The sequence below is a fragment of the Tildeniella sp. genome, from assembly GCF_059505325.1.
Genome location: NZ_JCACKI010000064.1, coordinates 272636 through 288937 on the forward strand (window position 1 = coordinate 272636; position 16302 = coordinate 288937).

Here is a 16302-nt window from a genome sequence, read left to right on the forward strand (position 1 = left end):
GCGAGATAGGGCATTGAGTTACCGAAGTTGTGATTACACCAGTAAAGGAATGGGGTGTTATCAAAAGACAGGAAATTAAGCAGTCGAATGAGCGTAAGCAGTTAAGGGAGACCGACAAAATGGCTACAGCAACAACAAATGATGCCCAATTAGCGAAATTGCGAGAGCTGATCAAGGAGATTGACTTTTGTATGCTCACCACTCTTACAGCAGATGGCAGCTTGCATAGCCGTCCCATGTCAACCAACGGGCAAATTGAGCCGAACGGGGATCTCTGGTTCTTCACCTATGCGAATACTCCTAAAATAGTGGAGGTCGATCGCGTTGAGCAGGTGAACGTCAGCTTCTCTGAGCCAAGCCAACAGCGCTATGTTTCCCTCGCTGGAACGGCTCAACTGGTGCGCGATCGTGCCAAAATGCAAGACCTGTGGAAGCCGGAACTCAAAGCCTGGTTTCCTCAAGCGCTCGACGAGCCAGAAATCGCGTTGCTCAAAGTGACCGTCGAAACCGCAGAGTATTGGGATGCGCCAGCAGGTTGGGTAGCCAAAACCGTTGGGTTTGTCAAAGCAGTTACGACTGGCGAGAAGGCAAACGGCGGCGAGAACGAAAAGCTCAACTTGAAGTAGACATTTGCCAGCAGCGGCTTTACTGCGAGAGACGATGGAGTCCGTTTTGACAAAATCGGTGCCGCTACCTTAGTGCCTCTAGCTGTGGTAAGTCAGTAAATCCTCAATCGCTCTCGCTGTAGTGAACTGCTCCCAAGTTGTGGCGATAAAAGCGATTCGGCGCAGGCGTTGACTGACGATCGGCTGCGGTAACGTTTCTAACGGCGATAGCTCTAGCTTGCAGTAGCGTTGTTCACTCTTGGCATCTCTGGGTTGATCAGGAAAGAGTTCCCAGCGGTAAACCTCGTAAACCTGGTTGACTTGAGCGTAAGCATTGACGGCATAGGCTTCGGCACCAAACACTTTGGTTTGGTAGAACGCTAGCCACTGAGGCGACCAGTAGCCCTGCTGTTTTAACTTTGCAACTTGCACAGTAGGAATGCGATACCAGCACTGTGTGCGGACAATATCCCAATCTGCCCAACTGTTCATCACGGCAATTAGCACTTCACCACGGCGAGTCATTCGTTAGGATGAGGAGACGCAAGGACACTAACAGGATCTAGTCATCCCTGTTTTCGCATCATGGAGACAGGCAGTGCGCTAAAACTTACTGCCCGACCCGCGATCCGCTATTCCTGAGAGTACGTTAATATTAGTTAACATCGATTGCATAGTGAAAGACTCCGCACCCCTATAAAAGGAGGACAAATCCCGGTGAATAAGCGGTGGAGAAATGTTGGACTGTATACGTTGCTGGCGATCGTTGTCGTTTCTTTAGCGACAGCGTTTTTTGATAAGCAACCCCCAAGCAGAGAAACCTGGCGCTATAGCCAGTTTATTGAGAAGGTTCAAGAAGGCAAGATTGAGAAAGTGAGAATTAGTGCCGATCGCAGCATTGCGGTTGTGCAGGATGGTAATAACCGCATCGTGGTTAACTTGCCCAACGATCCTGAGCTGATCAACATCTTGACCTCTAACAAAGTCGATATTGCTGTCTTGCCACAAACAGACGATGGCTTCTGGTTGAAGGCACTGAGCAGCCTCTTCTTCCCAGTTCTGTTGCTGGTTGGCTTGTTCTTTCTACTGCGCCGCGCTCAGAGCGGTCCGGGTAGTCAGGCAATGAACTTTGGCAAATCGAAAGCTAGAGTACAAATGGAGCCGCAGACTCAAGTGACCTTTGGCGATGTCGCAGGCATTGATCAGGCAAAGCTTGAACTGAGTGAAGTGGTGGACTTTCTGAAGAACGCCGATCGCTTTACGGCTGTCGGTGCCAAGATTCCTAAAGGCGTACTGCTGGTGGGTCCTCCTGGAACGGGTAAGACGTTGCTGGCTCGTGCGGTTGCAGGTGAAGCGGGTGTACCCTTCTTCTCGATCTCCGGCTCTGAGTTTGTAGAAATGTTTGTGGGTGTCGGTGCGTCCCGTGTCCGTGACCTGTTTGAGCAAGCGAAGACCAATGCGCCGTGTATTGTCTTCATTGATGAAATTGACGCAGTGGGTCGTCAACGGGGTGCGGGTCTGGGTGGCGGTAACGATGAGCGGGAACAAACCCTCAACCAGTTGCTGACTGAGATGGATGGCTTTGAGGACAATACAGGCATTATCATCATCGCGGCAACCAACCGTCCTGATGTTCTGGATGCGGCACTGTTGCGCCCTGGTCGCTTTGACCGCCAAGTAGTGGTCGATCGTCCCGATTATGCGGGTCGTCTCGAAATCCTCAATGTCCACGCGCGCGGCAAAACGCTGTCGAAAGATGTGGATTTGGAGAAAATTGCGCGTCGGACACCGGGCTTTACAGGTGCCGACCTGTCTAACCTGCTGAACGAAGCGGCAATCTTGGCAGCGCGTCGCAACTTGACCGAGATTGCGATGGATGAAGTGAACGATGCGATCGATCGCGTTCTCGCTGGACCAGAGAAGAAAGATCGAGTCATGAGCGAAAAGCGTAAAGAGTTGGTCGCCTACCACGAAGCGGGTCATGCGTTGGTCGGTGCACTGATGCCTGATTACGATCCGGTGCAGAAAATCAGCATTATTCCACGCGGTCGTGCGGGTGGTCTGACCTGGTTTACTCCCAGCGAAGATCGGATGGATTCAGGTTTATACTCGCGTTCCTACCTGCAAAACCAAATGGCAGTTGCTCTGGGTGGTCGCATCTCGGAAGAGATCATTTTTGGTGAAGAAGAAGTAACCACAGGTGCATCGAATGACCTTCAGCAAGTGGCTCGTGTTGCCCGTCAAATGGTGACGCGGTTCGGCATGAGCGATCGCCTGGGTCCCGTTGCACTCGGTCGTCAGCAGGGCAATATGTTCCTCGGACGTGACATCGCTGCTGAGCGTGACTTCTCGGAAGAGACAGCAGCCGCGATCGACGACGAAGTACGCAATCTGGTTGAACAGGCATACCGTCGGGCAAAGGCAGTTCTGATTGGCAACCGCCACGTACTGGATCAGTTAGCAGCAATGCTCATTGAGAAAGAGACAGTGGATTCTGATGAACTTCAGGAACTGCTGGCAAATAGTGATGTGAAAATGGCTTCGATCGCGTAACATTAGTCGCATTCGACGCTTACTCAACGGGTTTAGGGTGGTTCTAGTGCGCTAGAGCCACCTTAATTTTTGCTTGTACTTGTCTGCGTTTGAGGGTCAGATGTTTGAGAGTGAGCCGATCGGGGCATAGCGTCAACGGCATCTGCGAGTACTTTCGGTCGTTCAGGAACATCCCATAACGGCTTCGCATTTCCAGGCGTTGGAGTCGCGCTCTGAGCGATCGCCTGACCTAGAAAAGTCATTGTTCCATTTGCAGGCTTTAAACGATGGCGGCGATCGGTGAGCAAAGAGGCAGGCAACTGATGAACGGGTGCCTTAAAGTCAGTCTGTGCGCTGGTCTCGTCGCTAAGATGAGCAGAATGCTGAGTGGCTTGATGTTCTGGTAGGTAGCTCATGTCTGCCTGAGTGGTTTGTACCAAAACGACGCGATCGCGCAGACTGATCTGTTGCACCAAGCGGCTACTCAGCAGTACAAAATGCCAATATCGGTGGATATCAGGTCGCACAATCAACAGCGATAGCTGCCGCTGGTTAAGAAGCAAATTTCTCACCTCACCAACAGGTTTGCCATTGATATCAACCACAGTAAAGTTGTCTAGCTTCTCTTTCAGCACCTCAATTCTGTTTCGCAGCAGGCGTTTCAGTCGCTGCTTGCTGTCTGCCAATTGAGCGAGTTTTTCTGGTGACGCATAGTTCATTGGCTAGTGCTAACCTCTTGAGCAACGACTGAGATGAAACTTGGCAACGCGGCGGCGACAGGACGCAATCACATCATAGAACAGCGCGATTCCTTCGTTTGTAGCGCGTTCAGCAAACGTATCGTTAGCGGTTGCTTTTAGTTTAGTAATTTTCGCTCATTAAGCGACGCTTCCATGCATTGACGATCGCACTTAGGCATAAGAATTCAATCACACCGAATTTTATAGGATGCGTATAGCCTACTCTTCGAGAAGCAAGCTACGGCATGGCTTCGCTAAAGACGCTAGCCGTAACGCATCAAAGCCCCGGAAGCGATGCGTTACGCTACGCTGACGGCATCCTACACAGAATTACAGGTCATTTAATCCACAATCCTTAGTACGTGCGTTATCTCCATCATGACCCCTCAAGACTGGTACACCCTCTTACAACAGTTTCGCGCGATCGCGGTCATTCGTGCGCCACACTTTGAAAGCGGCTACCAGATGGCAAAGGCAGCAGCGGCTGGAGGCATCCGGCTCATCGAAATTGCCTGGAACAGCGATCGTGCTCCTGCGTTAATCCAAAAACTGCGTCTACACTTGCCCCACTGTACGATCGGCGCAGGTACGCTGTTGCAGGAAGCACACTTGCAGGAGGCGATCGCGGCAGGTGCCCAATTCCTTTTCACGCCTCATGTTGCTACTAACCTGATCGAGTTTGCTACCGCACAAAACGTGCCCATCACCCCTGGTGCGCTTTCTCCTACAGAAATCGTCAGCGCGTGGCAGGCAGGGGCAAGCAGCGTCAAAGTTTTCCCGGTACAGGCATTAGGCGGCGCAGCCTACATTCAAAGTCTGCAAGCACCGTTGGGTCATATTCCGCTCATTCCAACAGGTGGTGTGACGCTGGATAATGCTGCTGAACTTTTGACCGCTGGGGCGATCGCGGTTGGGCTTTCGGGCAATCTATTTCCAAAGCAGGCAGTGGTTGAAGGCAATTGGGACGCGATCGCCCAGCAAGCAAAAACGCTGGTGCAGCGCCTTGCGATCCCCTCTGCCAGAAGATGATGAAGCTTAGAACCTGGAGGGACAGTCAACTGTAAAGCCGCTTTGAACGTTGGCTTAATGATCAGCTTTGAGGCGGGAAAAATCGTAGAGAGGAGTGTAGAAAACAATAAAAGGAGTAAACGACGATGTTGCTGCTTCGCGGTTTCAAGCAAAGCCTGGGTTTGTTAATTTTAGCGGGTGCTGTCGGTCTATTGCCGTCGCAGGCGATCGCGCAATTCTCTGTCACAGCACCAACGGTCGTGGCACGAACTGACACTACTGCAACTGCAATTCGTCGCTTGGAACAATCAAAACAGCGCTGGATTGAGATCAAGCTGTCCAGCCAGCGACTCATTGCCTGGGAAGGCAAAGCGCCTGTCTACGCGATTCTGATCTCTACAGGCAAAGCTTCAACGCCCACCCGAACCGGAGTCTTTGCCATTCAAACGCGCGATCGCTATGCCCGTATGAGAGGCGATGATTATGACATTGCCGATGTGCCCTACACGATGTACTACAGCGGTAGCTATGCCATTCATGGAGCCTATTGGCATCGTCGCTTTGGTACGCCAGTCAGTCATGGGTGCGTTAATCTTGCAGTTGACCATGCTCGCTGGTTGTTTAACTGGGCGAGAATTGGTACGTCAGTCGTTGTACGCAGATAAACCACACTGCTACAGCGTTCTATGCCGCTCACTCTGTCCTACTCTCACCAAAGCGCATGTTTCTCCCACCTGGTTTTGATCAACACTCTACCGTTACGTCACTCGGCAAAATGGTCTACTACACGGCTGACGCACCGCCCTGGGTAGCCAACGATCGCGATCTGCCCACGCTCGTGTTTCTTCACGGGTTTGGGGGTGGTTCCTCGGCATATGAATGGTCGAAGGTCTATCCTGCGTTTGCGTCAGAGTATCGCATCCTGGCACCCGACTTGATTGGATGGGGGCGATCGGAACACCCAGAACGGCAATATCAAGTAGAGGACTACATCACGACGATCATTGAGTTCCTGGAACAGACGTGTGAAGGCGCTGTGACTGTGGTGGCATCATCGCTAACCGCCGCGATCGTCATTCGCGCCGCGATCGTCCGTCCAGAGTTGTTCCACTCTCTGATTTTGACCGCACCAGCGGGGCTTTCTGATTTTGGCGAAGACTACACGCGCAGTTTCTTTGCCCAACTGGTCAGTACGCCAGTGCTCGATCGCGTCCTCTACAGCACAGGCATTGCCGCCAGTTGGGGCATCCGCAACTTTCTCGAACAGCGACAGTTTGCACAGGCAGACCGCATCTTTCCCGAAATCGTCGAAGCGTACCTGGAATCTGCCCAACAGCCAAACGCTGAATATGCGGCGCTTTCGTTCGTGCGGGGAGATTTGTCCTTCGATCTTGCGCTCTTCATTGCTCAGTTGACGGTACCGACGGCAATGCTATGGGGCAAGCGATCGCAATTCACAGAACCCGACATTGGCTATCGGCTGGCAGCACTTAACCCGCAAGCGATTCGGGCACTGGAGGTGATTGATGACGTTGGTTTGACCCCTCAGTTGGAGTTGCCAGCGGTGTCGATCGCCCTGATCCGCAGATTTCTCGCACTGCTGAAGTAGCGCTTGCCATCTAGGCACCAACGCGAACATCAATCACATATAGATCTGAAAAATCGTAAGTAAAGCCTTCAAGCTCAATCTTGGTGCCCGTTTTGATCTTGTTGTTGCCCAGCAGAGGACCATTCTTGGTCATGTTGGCATCGCCCGCAACCGTCACGAGAAAATCCTTCGTGAGGGCTGCTTCAGGTCGAGGATCAGGCAGGGCTTTAAGAGAGCCATTGGGCTGAGGGACTGCGACATTGCGGGGCAGTTCTCTCACCGCTTTAATTTTGATATCGCCAAAGGGCTGATTCCGAATGATCAGGCTGGTTTTATCCCCTTCTTTCAGCAGGGTCTTAGGGTCTTGAGAGCCAACGCTGCGAATGACCACATCCACCTCAACGGGTTTGACGTTGGAGCTAAGTTGGGCACCCGTAAAGCTAGGCAGCAGGACACCCACAATGACCAACAAAACCACCAGGGCAGCGCCAAGATCTAAAATGCTGACTTTGCCAAACAAGCGACCTTTAGAGTCTACGATAGCCATGAAGTTCTGCCTCGACGATCTGTGCTGCGAAAGTTTTTGGGTTTAGGCGGGTTGCCAGTGCATTGCTAGTTTACACGAGGAACCTACGCTAAACGAACTTTCAGAGTCGGAGCCAAAACCCCTACACCAAATTATCATGACCGCAGTGACCACCGAGTGAGTCAATCGCGCAGAGGGATGATGGCAGTGTCCACCGTCCAAGATGTGCAGTTCAGCGTGAGGTAAATCTCTGAGATATGCTTGCGCCGCGCCTTCAGGCATATAACCATCTTGAGAACCCCAGACAATCAGTGTCGGTGGCTGGTGTTCGCGTAGATAGCCTTGGCACTTGGGGAACCAATTAAGATTTTCCCGTAAGCCCTCCATTAGACCAATCATGATCTTTCATAGCAAGGCGAAGCCCGATCTGGGAGCCGTAGTCATGCAGGTAGAGCGCATATCGCGTTAGGTTCATCGCCACAGTAAACCGCTCAAGAAAGTCAGCATAGCCCTCGAAAGTGTAATTGAAGTGTGTCTGATCGGGTGTGTCGCTATAGCCAAAACCCGGATAATCCGGTGCAATCAAGTGCCAGCGGTCAGCCAACACAGGTATAAAATTGCGAAACTGGAACGATGAGGAAGGATAACCATGCGGTAGTAGCAGCACGGGCGCATCCGATGAGCCAGCTTCCCGATAAAAGATCTCTGTGCCGTCAATTTCAGTCGTACAATGCTTGACACTCAGTCGTGATGAAGTGTTTTGTGTGGACTTTGCTTCTGCCATAATGGAACTCCACTGTTTCAATAAGTGCTTTAGCTAGCAAACTCCCTATCTGTTCGATCGCTACACGATAGCCGCCCAACAACCCCAATACACCCGACCATTGGGAGATTCTCCGTCAAGTTCGAGGTTACTTGTGACGGGTGATTGAGAACGCTACTCATGCGATGCCATAGCCGCCTTTCTCAGGTTGCCTTGATAATCCGCCAAAAGCCGATCGCCCTCTTCTTTCCCTAATCCCGTCCAATGCATCAAGAGCGCGAGTTTGACACTGCGATCGCTCTGTTCCAAGAGATAATCAGCAGCCTCACGGTTCAAGTCAGTCAGGTCTTGCAGAATGCGGAGGGCGCGATCGTGCAGCTTTTTGTTCGTAACCGCCACATCTACCATGCGATTGCCGTAGACCTTGCCCAACTGCACCATCACACCTGTAGAGAGAATATTGAGTGCCAGTTTTGTTACGGTGCCAGCTTTGAGACGCGTTGAACCCGCCAGCACTTCAGCACCCACCAGTAAGCGAATGTCCACATCGACCTGAGCGCTCACCTGATCGGCAGGAACGCAGGCGATCAAGATGGTGGTGGCTCCTCGCTGACGCGCTGCCTGTAACGCCCCGTGAACGTAGGGGGTCGTGCCACCCGCGGTGATGCCAACAACGACATCGATAGCGGTGATGTGTCGATCGGCGATCGCCGCTGCCCCATCATCTACTCGATCCTCCAACCCTTCCGAACTGCGGACTAATGCTTCGGCTCCCCCGGCAATGATGCCCTGTACTTGTTCTGGATCAGAGCAAAATGTAGGCGGACATTCCGCCGCATCCAACACGCCCAGTCGTCCACTTGTCCCGGCTCCGATGTAGAATAGCCGTCCACCTTGCCGTAGTGAGGTTGCGGTGAGGTCGATCGCTGTTGCCAGTTGCTCTCGTGCCTCCGCGATCGCCACGATCGTTCGAGCATCTTCCTGGTTAAACAGATCCACCAGTTCCAGCGTCGTCAACTGATCCAGATGTTCGCTCTTTGGATTTGCCTGCTCCGTCAGTAGATGTCCACGTTCGTCTAGATTGGGCATGGGGAGAAAAAGAAGGTCTAAAGGATAAAGGATAAAGGATAAAAGGGCATTCGAGTCTAGCCTTCTGCCCTCTGCCCTCTGCCTTCTACAGCAGCCCCTCCAGTTGGCGGCGAAGGCGCTCCAACTCTGCATCGGCGATCGCGTCCCCTTTGGATTCTGGCTCTAATTCTGATATTTCTGTCTTCTGGTCTTCCTGCCAGTCGGTTTCAACCAAATTAGTTTCAGGGGGAGCCAAGAGCAGCCGATCGGCATCGGTTTGAGGCACAAAACCAGCAGGCACAAACTGACCCTCATAGCCAGCACTTGCACAGAACCCCTCAATGTCAGCCTGCTCCATTACTTCAACCGTTGGCACCGGAAAATCTTGCGCCTCTAGCAATAGTGCGTAGCGGGTCGCATCGTCTTCCTGCTCAAAGATCAGCACCAGATTGCGATCGCCAATCCGAATCGTGTGGATGCCTTCATTTTCCGTGTCAGCATTAAACAGTAAAACAAACACCTGCATAGCTACAGACTTCTACTTGCGATTATTCTTCAATCTTAAGGTTAGTCCCTACTGGTCAACTGTTAGAGAGACAACACGAAAAGGGAATTAAGAAGGCAAAGAGCAGAAGACAGAAACTGCTGCTGACCGCTGACCGCTGATTGCCCTCAAAACTCCCCTCACCCCTTCACACCCTCACTGCTCACTCCCGTCACTCCGCACCAACTTCATTCACCGTAACCATTCAGTGGTAAGCTAAGCGTGGCAATTTAATAGTGACAATTTAAATTCAAGACTGCATTCCGGTAGGAAATCGTTCCCGGTATGCGATCGCTGAGTCACGCTATCTTAAGTTACTGAGGCTAAACCACGGAGTAAGGCGCGAGCATGGTCACCACCACAGAAAAAACTCACATCGGCTATATCACGCAGGTTATCGGTCCCGTTTTGGATGTTAAATTCTCCAGCGGCGATATGCCAGCGATTTACAATGCGTTGACCATTAAAGGCACCAATGCGGCTGGTCAAGCGGTCGCTGTCACGTGTGAAGTGCAGCAGCTACTCGGCGACAACCAGGTGCGGGCAGTGGCGATGAGTACCACTGATGGTCTGGTGCGCGGGATGGAAGTGATGGATACGGGCGCACCCATTAATGTCCCGGTTGGTCCCGCAACATTAGGTCGCATCTTCAACGTCCTCGGCGAACCCGTTGACAACAAAGGACCCGTTGATACCAGCGAAACGTCCCCCATTCACCGATCGGCACCAAAATTTACCGACCTGGAAACCACGCCTTCTGTGTTTGAAACAGGCATCAAGGTGATTGATCTGCTGACCCCCTATCGTCGAGGCGGCAAAATTGGTTTGTTTGGTGGTGCAGGTGTGGGTAAAACCGTCATTATGATGGAATTGATCAACAACATTGCGACCAATCACGGTGGTGTGTCTGTGTTTGGCGGTGTAGGCGAACGCACCCGTGAGGGCAATGACCTCTACAACGAAATGATGGAATCGGGTGTCATCAACAAAGACAACCTGAGCGAGTCGAAGATTGCTCTGGTCTACGGTCAGATGAACGAGCCGCCGGGAGCCAGAATGCGCGTCGGTCTGTCTGCGCTCACGATGGCAGAATACTTCCGCGATGTGAACAAGCAAGATGTGCTGCTGTTTATCGACAACATCTTCCGCTTTGTGCAAGCGGGTTCTGAAGTATCGGCGCTGCTCGGTCGGATGCCATCTGCGGTCGGCTATCAGCCAACGTTGGGTACAGACGTAGGCGATCTACAAGAGCGGATTACCTCTACAACGGAAGGTTCCATTACGTCTGTGCAAGCGGTCTACGTCCCTGCGGATGATTTGACTGACCCCGCCCCAGCGACGACCTTTGCTCACCTGGATGGTACGACGGTGCTATCACGCGGCTTGGCATCGAAGGGCATTTATCCAGCAGTCGATCCGCTGGATTCGACTTCAACGATGCTGCAACCCGCGATCGTCGGCGGCGATCACTACGACACAGCACGAGCGGTACAATCCACGCTCCAGCGGTACAAAGAACTCCAGGATATTATTGCGATTCTGGGTTTGGATGAACTCTCGGAAGACGATCGCCTGATCGTTGCCCGTGCGCGGAAGGTCGAGCGCTTCCTGTCGCAACCCTTCTTTGTCGCGGAGGTATTCACCGGATCTCCTGGCAAGTACGTCACACTTGAAAAGACGATCGACGGCTTCAAAAAGATCCTTGCGGGTGAACTGGACGATCTGCCTGAGCAGGCATTCTACCTGGTGGGTGACATTGATGAAGCGATCGCCAAAGGCGAGAAGCTGAAATCAGAAAGCAAGTAGGTAAAGCGATTAGTTGTTAGTTGTTAGTAACGGTCTAACAACTAACAACCAATGACTAAAAACTCTCTCAGTTAACCGTCCTGCCTTTAGGAAAAATTATCTATGCTAACTGTTCGTGTCATTGCACCCGATAAAACCATCTGGGATGCAGAAGCAGAAGAAGTGATTCTGCCCAGCACCACCGGGCAACTAGGCATCTTGACAGGGCACGCACCTTTGTTGACCGCTCTGGATACTGGAGTGATGCGAGTTCGGTCAGACAAAACTTGGGTACCGATCGCCCTCTCAGGCGGGTTTGCCGAAGTGGATAGTAACGAAGTCACGGTGCTGGTCAATGCAGCCGAACGTGGCGACACGATCGACAAAGAAAAAGCACGTGCTGCGTTTACAGAAGCAGAAGCGAAGTATAACCAGTCGCTGCAAAACGACGATCGCTCGGCAAGCATTCAGGCAACACAGGCGTTTAAGCGTGCCCGTGCTCGTCTGCAAGCTGCTGGTGGTACAGTTTGATCGCGTGAACCATTGAGAGACAAAAAACCTGACTCTGTATCTGTCAAAAACAGCGATCGTCTCATTAGAAAGGCGATCGCTGTTTGCTTTCTGAGCTGAGCGATCGCCTCTCCAATGGCGATCGCCTAAACTGGTAAACACTGATAGAACAAGATCATGGCTCAATCGAATGACTTACCCAATCGAGTCGATCGCCTTGAAAACGACTCGATCGACATCAAAATGGCAGTCAGCGTTCTACTCAGCACCGTTGAAATTCACCAGCGCGACATGGAAGCCTTTCGCATTAATGCCGATCGCACGAATCAGAATGTTGAAGCGATCGTGCAGATTATGCAGCAAAGCCTTCAACGCATGGAAATCATGGAATCCGACATCCGAGGACTGCAAACTGAAAACCGTCGCATTCTGGATATACTGCAACGCAATGCAGGCGAGCCATAAACGTTGGAGCCTTTAATCAAGGCGCGATCGTTTTGACAATTGCAGGATTATTCTCACTCTGCTTAAGAATTTCTTCCAGGTTAAGTGCGCGGCAAGCGTAAGATAGGGGAGGCGTGACTGGACTTCGGCGATCGTGAAAGCAATTTCTCTCCTCGGCTCAACTGGCTCCATTGGCACTCAAACGCTTGATATTGTTGCCCAGCACCCAGACGAATTTCGCATTGTTGGGTTAGCCGCAGGACGCAATGTAGCGCTTCTGGCACAGCAAATTCGCCAATTTCGTCCCGCGATCGTGGCGCTGTGTGAATCAGAACTGTTGCCCGATCTTCAGGCTGCGATCGCCGATATCGATCCACAACCCACTCTTTTAGCCGATGAAGCTGGAGTTATTGAAGTGGCTCGTTGGAGTACAGCCGACGTGGTCGTGACAGGCATCGTCGGTTGTGCAGGACTGTTGCCAACGATCGCGGCGATCGAAGCGGGCAAAGATATTGCTCTGGCAAACAAAGAAACGCTGATAGCGGGTGCGCCAGTTGTGCTACCGCTCGTGCAAAAGCATGGTGTGAAACTGCTGCCTGCCGATTCAGAGCATTCGGCAATTTTCCAGTGTCTCCAGGGCGTACCGGATGGTGGCTTGCGCCGCATTCTGCTCACCGCTTCGGGTGGGGCTTTCCGCGATCTGCCCGTCGATAAACTAGCGCACGTCACCGTGGCTGATGCCCTTAAGCATCCCAACTGGTCGATGGGTCGAAAAATTACGATCGACTCTGCCACTTTGATGAACAAAGGGTTAGAAGTCATCGAAGCGCATTATTTGTTTGGGGCAGACTACGACCAGATCGCGATCGTCATCCATCCCCAAAGTATCATTCATTCGCTCATTGAGTTGCAGGATACCTCTGTGTTAGCGCAATTAGGTTGGGCAGATATGCGCCTGCCGTTACTTTACGCGCTGTCTTATCCAGAGCGCCTTGCTACCAGGTGGGAACCGCTCGATCTGGTCAAGGCTGGCACGCTCACATTCCGGGAACCCGATCATCAAAAATACCCCTGTATGCAGTTAGCCTATGCAGCAGGGCGGGCTGGAGGCTGTATGCCTGCGGTCTTAAATGCAGCAAATGAACAGGCAGTTGCACTGTTTCTAGACGAAAAAATTCAATTTCTAGACATTCCTCGCTTGATTGAGCAAGTCTGCGATCGCTACCAGAGCCACAACCGTTCCAACCCCAGTCTGGAAGACATCCTTGCGGCAGATCGCTGGGCACGACAAGAAATCCTGACGGTGAGCCAAATGCCAGTCCCGGTCATCTCTATCCGATAGCTGTAACGCTCCTCAACGTGCCGATAGCTTGACTAATGCCTCTTTGACGACAGGAGGTAACTGTCGCATCACTTTACCTTTGTCGCGATCGACCGCTACTAATGCCACACGAGCCGTAGCAAACAATTCCTGCCCATCGGTTGACTGGATTTGATAATCCCAATTGATGCGAACCCCCTCCGTATCTGCCATCCGACTTCGCACAACGGCTGCCATACCCATCTGAACAGGCTGATGGTAGCGAATCGACAGTTCTACGACAGGCAAATCACAACCCAGCGCCACGAGATCAGCAAATTCAATACCGATCGAGCGCAAACACTCAACTCTGGCTTCCTCCATCCAGGCAACATAAGAGCCGTGCCAGACGATGCCTGCATAGTCGGTATGGTGCGGTTGTGCTCTGACTAAATAATCAAACCAGTTTCCAGGAGAAACGTGCAGCGGATTTTGGATGGCTCCAGTGGGAGGTAATTGACGTTGATCAGGTTGGTCGTTCGTCATACAGTCAGATGCTTCAGCGATCGATGTTTTTGTTTTATTTTATCTCAATCATTCTGCCACTTGTTTACGTTAGTTAACTCAATCAACGGTTGCTTGTGTCACATTCGCAATTAGTTTCTTTACAGCAGATTTAATCGTATAGGGATCAATACTATAAAAGTAAGCCAGCTAAGGCTGTCAGGCGCTAAACGCTTCATAAAGCATTAAAAAACATATCCTTAAAATGACTGTTTAAACTTTAGGGATTTTGTCCGCTTTACTTAATAGCTCTTCACGATTACAAACACAACAATGAGTAACAGAGAGCATCAGTTTGGCGAATGTTAAAGGTAGAATTCTGATTATCAAGAGTTGACCAAGCACCGCTTTGATTGCTTAACCTTCAGTCGGTCAATCAAGCGCGAGGGCGATCGCAGCCTTGCATCTTGCCAGCGACCCAACCCTGAGGGTCAGAAACTCTGTGCTGTTTAAAACGGAAAGCGTGAGACAAATTCATGATCGAAAAAATTCTTTTAGCTGATTCTGGAACCGGACAGTCCGAGGAAATGTTCAAAGCTCTGGCAAGTATTCCTTCTATGCAAAGAGCCTCTGTTACGGTTCTACATGTCGTTCCGCCTCAGATTACTGCGGCTGAAATGGTTGAGCAGCGAGAAAAAGGGAGCGAAATTTTAGCTCATGCCATTCAAGCCTTGAATCTTGATCCAGCGCGTGTCTCTAGGCTGCTCCGCGAAGGCGATCCCAAAGATGTGGTTTGTAAAGTCGCCGACGAGATTGACGCAGATCTAATCATCATGGGTTCTAGAGGCTTAAAGCGTCTAGTCTCCATTCTGGAAAATTCGGTTAGTCAGTACGTCTTCCAGCTCTCATCGCACCCCATGTTGTTGGTAAGAGACGACATCTACATCAAGAAAATCAACCGCGTCATGGTAGCGCTAGACCGATCGGAAGCGGCGAGTCAAAGCCTCAAGCTAGCGCTGTTTCTACTACGCGATTTTAAGGATGGAGAACTCATCCTGACGCACATTAATCCAGATCTGAGCGGCAAATCTTACTGTGCCAGCGGTGAAGCGTCTGAACAAGACCCTGTTTTTGCCACAGCAGTGGCAGAGGCAAAACGACTGGGCATCGCCTACCGTTGCCTGTCATGTGTTGGCAAACCTGCCGAAGAGCTATGCCGCCTAGCCGATGAGTTGAACGTCGGCTTGCTGCTGGTGGGTTCGCCCGATCGCCGTCCAACCATCGCTAAAGGGCTACCTGACCTCGATCGGTTACTTGGTTCATCCCTCTCCGACTATGTGAGGGTTTACGCTAATTGCCCCGTTTTGTTAGCGCGCACCAGCTAACCGTCCATCTACCAGCAGCCTGCACGAACTTAGCCGAATCTTCATGCCCTTCCGTAACCTTTCTTTGCAGTTATGGAGTTATGCTTTCTGTAACACGGAACGCTTGGCTCCTGCCGCTGCCTTAAGGGTGCCAAACAAGGTTTCGACACGTTCTTATCGCTTAGGAGTTGCTGGACTGGAATGATGACCTCTACTGCACCAACGCTCACCCGTACAACGACGCTTTCAACAACTGTCACTGACCTTTTAGCGAAACAGTGCCACGAACCACGCGCTAAACAGCTTTTGAGCGGTGAAATTTTGTTGAAGACCCGAACCTATTCTGCGTGGGGTGGTGCAGTAACGGCTCAGATGTACCTGCCGTTAGAACGGGCGATCGCATGGCAACAGTTGACAGACTATCCCCGGTGGGTGCATTACTTTCCTGCGTTGACCCGGAGCGAAATCCTTCAGCGCAATGACTCCAGGCTAAGCAACCAAAAATCTCTGGATGGCTACAAGCGACTGTACCAGGTGGCAAGTAAAGCCTTTTTGTTTCTCACAGCGCAAGTTGATATCTACTTAAAGGTGATCGAAATCGCACAGCAGCAGATTCAATTTCGGTTGGAGTCAGGCAATTTTCATGACTTTGCGGCTGATTTGACGCTGCAAGACTACAACAACGGCACATTACTAACCTATTCTGTACAGGCAACGCCTACCATTCCAGTCCCTTCAATGTTAATCCAGCAAGCGATTCAAATGGATCTGCCAGACAATATGCAAACCATGCGTCGGGTGCTTTGCCGTTAGCGCTGAGCTTGGTCGGCTGGCACACAGCATAACGCTTCGATCGTTTCCACTCGCTAAACCACGCAGTTTTTTGACCGCTGTAGCAGTCCAGCAGCCGTTGACCGGGTATCGATCACAGCTACTTTCGCCAGCAGGCATGATTCGTTGAGACCGTAGGGTTCTGCAAAAGGAGATGTAATCCTGATTACTTAACCTCTTCTTTACTGAT

At 51.5% G+C, this 16302-nt stretch carries 17 protein-coding genes and 1 pseudogene; 11 read left to right on the forward strand and 7 right to left on the reverse strand.

All coding sequences use genetic code 11. The features are described from left to right. Nucleotides 1-119 precede the first annotated feature (119 nt). Nucleotides 120-626, forward strand: coding sequence for a pyridoxamine 5'-phosphate oxidase family protein (locus AC5JO6_RS22505; RefSeq protein WP_496083267.1), 507 nt, complete (start codon nt 120-122; stop codon nt 624-626). Nucleotides 627-704: 78 nt separating this feature from the next. On the opposite strand, the gene AC5JO6_RS22510 is transcribed toward AC5JO6_RS22505, so the two are convergent. Then, on the reverse strand, nt 705-1130 hold the full coding sequence (locus AC5JO6_RS22510; RefSeq protein ID WP_496083268.1) for a DUF8743 domain-containing protein: 426 nt from the start codon (nt 1128-1130) through the stop codon (nt 705-707). A gap of 192 nt (nt 1131-1322) precedes the next feature. Here AC5JO6_RS22510 and ftsH3 point away from each other — a divergent pair, with 192 nt between their 5' ends. Beyond that, complete coding sequence (ftsH3, locus tag AC5JO6_RS22515; RefSeq protein WP_496083269.1) at nt 1323-3158, forward strand: ATP-dependent zinc metalloprotease FtsH3; 1836 nt, start codon at nt 1323-1325, stop codon at nt 3156-3158. 62 nt (nt 3159-3220) lie between these two features. Here ftsH3 and AC5JO6_RS22520 read toward each other — a convergent pair whose 3' ends face one another. Further along, nucleotides 3221-3856, reverse strand: a complete 636-nt coding sequence (locus tag AC5JO6_RS22520; RefSeq protein ID WP_496083270.1) for a hypothetical protein — start codon at nt 3854-3856, stop codon at nt 3221-3223. 399 nt (nt 3857-4255) lie between these two features. On the opposite strand from AC5JO6_RS22520, the gene AC5JO6_RS22525 reads away from it, so the two are divergent. The 3 genes from AC5JO6_RS22525 to AC5JO6_RS22535 all read left to right on the forward strand — a co-directional run bounded on the left by AC5JO6_RS22525 (nt 4256) and on the right by AC5JO6_RS22535 (nt 6494). Beyond that, nucleotides 4256-4906: a bifunctional 4-hydroxy-2-oxoglutarate aldolase/2-dehydro-3-deoxy-phosphogluconate aldolase gene (locus AC5JO6_RS22525; protein ID WP_496083271.1), complete on the forward strand. Its 651-nt coding sequence runs from the start codon at nt 4256-4258 to the stop codon at nt 4904-4906. A gap of 125 nt (nt 4907-5031) precedes the next feature. Further along, entirely contained in the window at nt 5032-5550 is a 519-nt protein-coding gene (locus AC5JO6_RS22530; RefSeq protein WP_496083272.1) for a L,D-transpeptidase, read from the forward strand. Nucleotides 5551-5606: 56 nt separating this feature from the next. Beyond that, complete coding sequence (locus AC5JO6_RS22535; protein ID WP_496083273.1) at nt 5607-6494, forward strand: alpha/beta fold hydrolase; 888 nt, start codon at nt 5607-5609, stop codon at nt 6492-6494. Nucleotides 6495-6504: 10 nt separating this feature from the next. On the opposite strand, the gene AC5JO6_RS22540 is transcribed toward AC5JO6_RS22535, so the two are convergent. The 4 genes and pseudogenes from AC5JO6_RS22540 to AC5JO6_RS22555 all read right to left on the reverse strand — a co-directional run bounded on the left by AC5JO6_RS22540 (nt 6505) and on the right by AC5JO6_RS22555 (nt 9356). After that, nucleotides 6505-7020 carry a DUF4330 domain-containing protein gene (locus tag AC5JO6_RS22540; RefSeq protein WP_496083274.1) on the reverse strand — a complete coding sequence of 172 codons (516 nt, stop codon included), beginning with the start codon at nt 7018-7020 and terminating at the stop codon, nt 6505-6507. A gap of 186 nt (nt 7021-7206) precedes the next feature. After that, nucleotides 7207-7783: pseudogene (locus AC5JO6_RS22545) on the reverse strand (alpha/beta fold hydrolase); the annotation flags it as partial. 153 nt (nt 7784-7936) lie between these two features. Then, the gene (murQ, locus tag AC5JO6_RS22550) at nt 7937-8851 is read right to left on the reverse strand and encodes an N-acetylmuramic acid 6-phosphate etherase (RefSeq protein WP_496083275.1); all 915 of its coding nucleotides are present in this window, start codon (nt 8849-8851) and stop codon (nt 7937-7939) included. An 85-nt stretch (nt 8852-8936) separates the two neighbouring features. Continuing rightward, complete coding sequence (locus tag AC5JO6_RS22555) at nt 8937-9356, reverse strand: DUF3110 domain-containing protein (RefSeq protein WP_496083276.1); 420 nt, start codon at nt 9354-9356, stop codon at nt 8937-8939. A gap of 366 nt (nt 9357-9722) precedes the next feature. Between AC5JO6_RS22555 and atpD the strand changes: the two genes are divergently transcribed. The 4 genes from atpD (at nt 9723) to dxr (ending at nt 13455) form a co-directional block, all read left to right on the forward strand. Next, complete coding sequence (gene atpD / locus AC5JO6_RS22560; protein WP_496083277.1) at nt 9723-11180, forward strand: F0F1 ATP synthase subunit beta; 1458 nt, start codon at nt 9723-9725, stop codon at nt 11178-11180. Nucleotides 11181-11282: 102 nt separating this feature from the next. Next, nucleotides 11283-11690 (forward strand): ATP synthase F1 subunit epsilon, encoded by a 408-nt coding sequence (gene atpC, locus AC5JO6_RS22565; protein WP_496083278.1) that lies wholly within the window; start codon nt 11283-11285, stop codon nt 11688-11690. A gap of 156 nt (nt 11691-11846) precedes the next feature. Next, nucleotides 11847-12134 (forward strand): hypothetical protein, encoded by a 288-nt coding sequence (locus AC5JO6_RS22570; protein WP_496083279.1) that lies wholly within the window; start codon nt 11847-11849, stop codon nt 12132-12134. 133 nt (nt 12135-12267) lie between these two features. Continuing rightward, nucleotides 12268-13455 (forward strand): 1-deoxy-D-xylulose-5-phosphate reductoisomerase, encoded by a 1188-nt coding sequence (gene dxr, locus AC5JO6_RS22575; RefSeq protein WP_496083280.1) that lies wholly within the window; start codon nt 12268-12270, stop codon nt 13453-13455. Nucleotides 13456-13467: 12 nt separating this feature from the next. On the opposite strand, the gene AC5JO6_RS22580 is transcribed toward dxr, so the two are convergent. Then, nucleotides 13468-13959, reverse strand: a complete 492-nt coding sequence (locus tag AC5JO6_RS22580) for an acyl-CoA thioesterase (protein ID WP_496083281.1) — start codon at nt 13957-13959, stop codon at nt 13468-13470. A 494-nt stretch (nt 13960-14453) separates the two neighbouring features. On the opposite strand from AC5JO6_RS22580, the gene AC5JO6_RS22585 reads away from it, so the two are divergent. Beyond that, nucleotides 14454-15302: a universal stress protein gene (locus tag AC5JO6_RS22585; RefSeq protein ID WP_496083282.1), complete on the forward strand. Its 849-nt coding sequence runs from the start codon at nt 14454-14456 to the stop codon at nt 15300-15302. A 180-nt stretch (nt 15303-15482) separates the two neighbouring features. Further along, nucleotides 15483-16094 (forward strand): SRPBCC family protein, encoded by a 612-nt coding sequence (locus AC5JO6_RS22590; RefSeq protein ID WP_496083283.1) that lies wholly within the window; start codon nt 15483-15485, stop codon nt 16092-16094. Nucleotides 16095-16302: the final 208 nt, after the last annotated feature.

Excerpts from the sequence above, each read along its gene's own strand:
- AC5JO6_RS22505 (WP_496083267.1), top strand. The coding sequence starts at position 120 with ATGGCTACAGCAACAACAAATGATGCCCAATTAGCGAAATTGCGAGAG.
- AC5JO6_RS22590 (WP_496083283.1), top strand. The coding sequence starts at position 15,483 with ATGATGACCTCTACTGCACCAACGCTCACCCGTACAACGACGCTTTCA.
- AC5JO6_RS22530 (WP_496083272.1), top strand. The coding sequence starts at position 5,032 with ATGTTGCTGCTTCGCGGTTTCAAGCAAAGCCTGGGTTTGTTAATTTTA.
- AC5JO6_RS22535 (WP_496083273.1), top strand. The coding sequence starts at position 5,607 with ATGTTTCTCCCACCTGGTTTTGATCAACACTCTACCGTTACGTCACTC.
- AC5JO6_RS22585 (WP_496083282.1), top strand. The coding sequence starts at position 14,454 with ATGATCGAAAAAATTCTTTTAGCTGATTCTGGAACCGGACAGTCCGAG.
- AC5JO6_RS22520 (WP_496083270.1), bottom strand. The coding sequence starts at position 3,856 with ATGAACTATGCGTCACCAGAAAAACTCGCTCAATTGGCAGACAGCAAG.
- AC5JO6_RS22580 (WP_496083281.1), bottom strand. The coding sequence starts at position 13,959 with ATGACGAACGACCAACCTGATCAACGTCAATTACCTCCCACTGGAGCC.
- AC5JO6_RS22570 (WP_496083279.1), top strand. The coding sequence starts at position 11,847 with ATGGCTCAATCGAATGACTTACCCAATCGAGTCGATCGCCTTGAAAAC.
- atpC (WP_496083278.1), top strand. The coding sequence starts at position 11,283 with ATGCTAACTGTTCGTGTCATTGCACCCGATAAAACCATCTGGGATGCA.
- AC5JO6_RS22555 (WP_496083276.1), bottom strand. The coding sequence starts at position 9,356 with ATGCAGGTGTTTGTTTTACTGTTTAATGCTGACACGGAAAATGAAGGC.
- AC5JO6_RS22540 (WP_496083274.1), bottom strand. The coding sequence starts at position 7,020 with ATGGCTATCGTAGACTCTAAAGGTCGCTTGTTTGGCAAAGTCAGCATT.
- AC5JO6_RS22510 (WP_496083268.1), bottom strand. The coding sequence starts at position 1,130 with ATGACTCGCCGTGGTGAAGTGCTAATTGCCGTGATGAACAGTTGGGCA.
- murQ (WP_496083275.1), bottom strand. The coding sequence starts at position 8,851 with ATGCCCAATCTAGACGAACGTGGACATCTACTGACGGAGCAGGCAAAT.
- atpD (WP_496083277.1), top strand. The coding sequence starts at position 9,723 with ATGGTCACCACCACAGAAAAAACTCACATCGGCTATATCACGCAGGTT.
- AC5JO6_RS22525 (WP_496083271.1), top strand. The coding sequence starts at position 4,256 with ATGACCCCTCAAGACTGGTACACCCTCTTACAACAGTTTCGCGCGATC.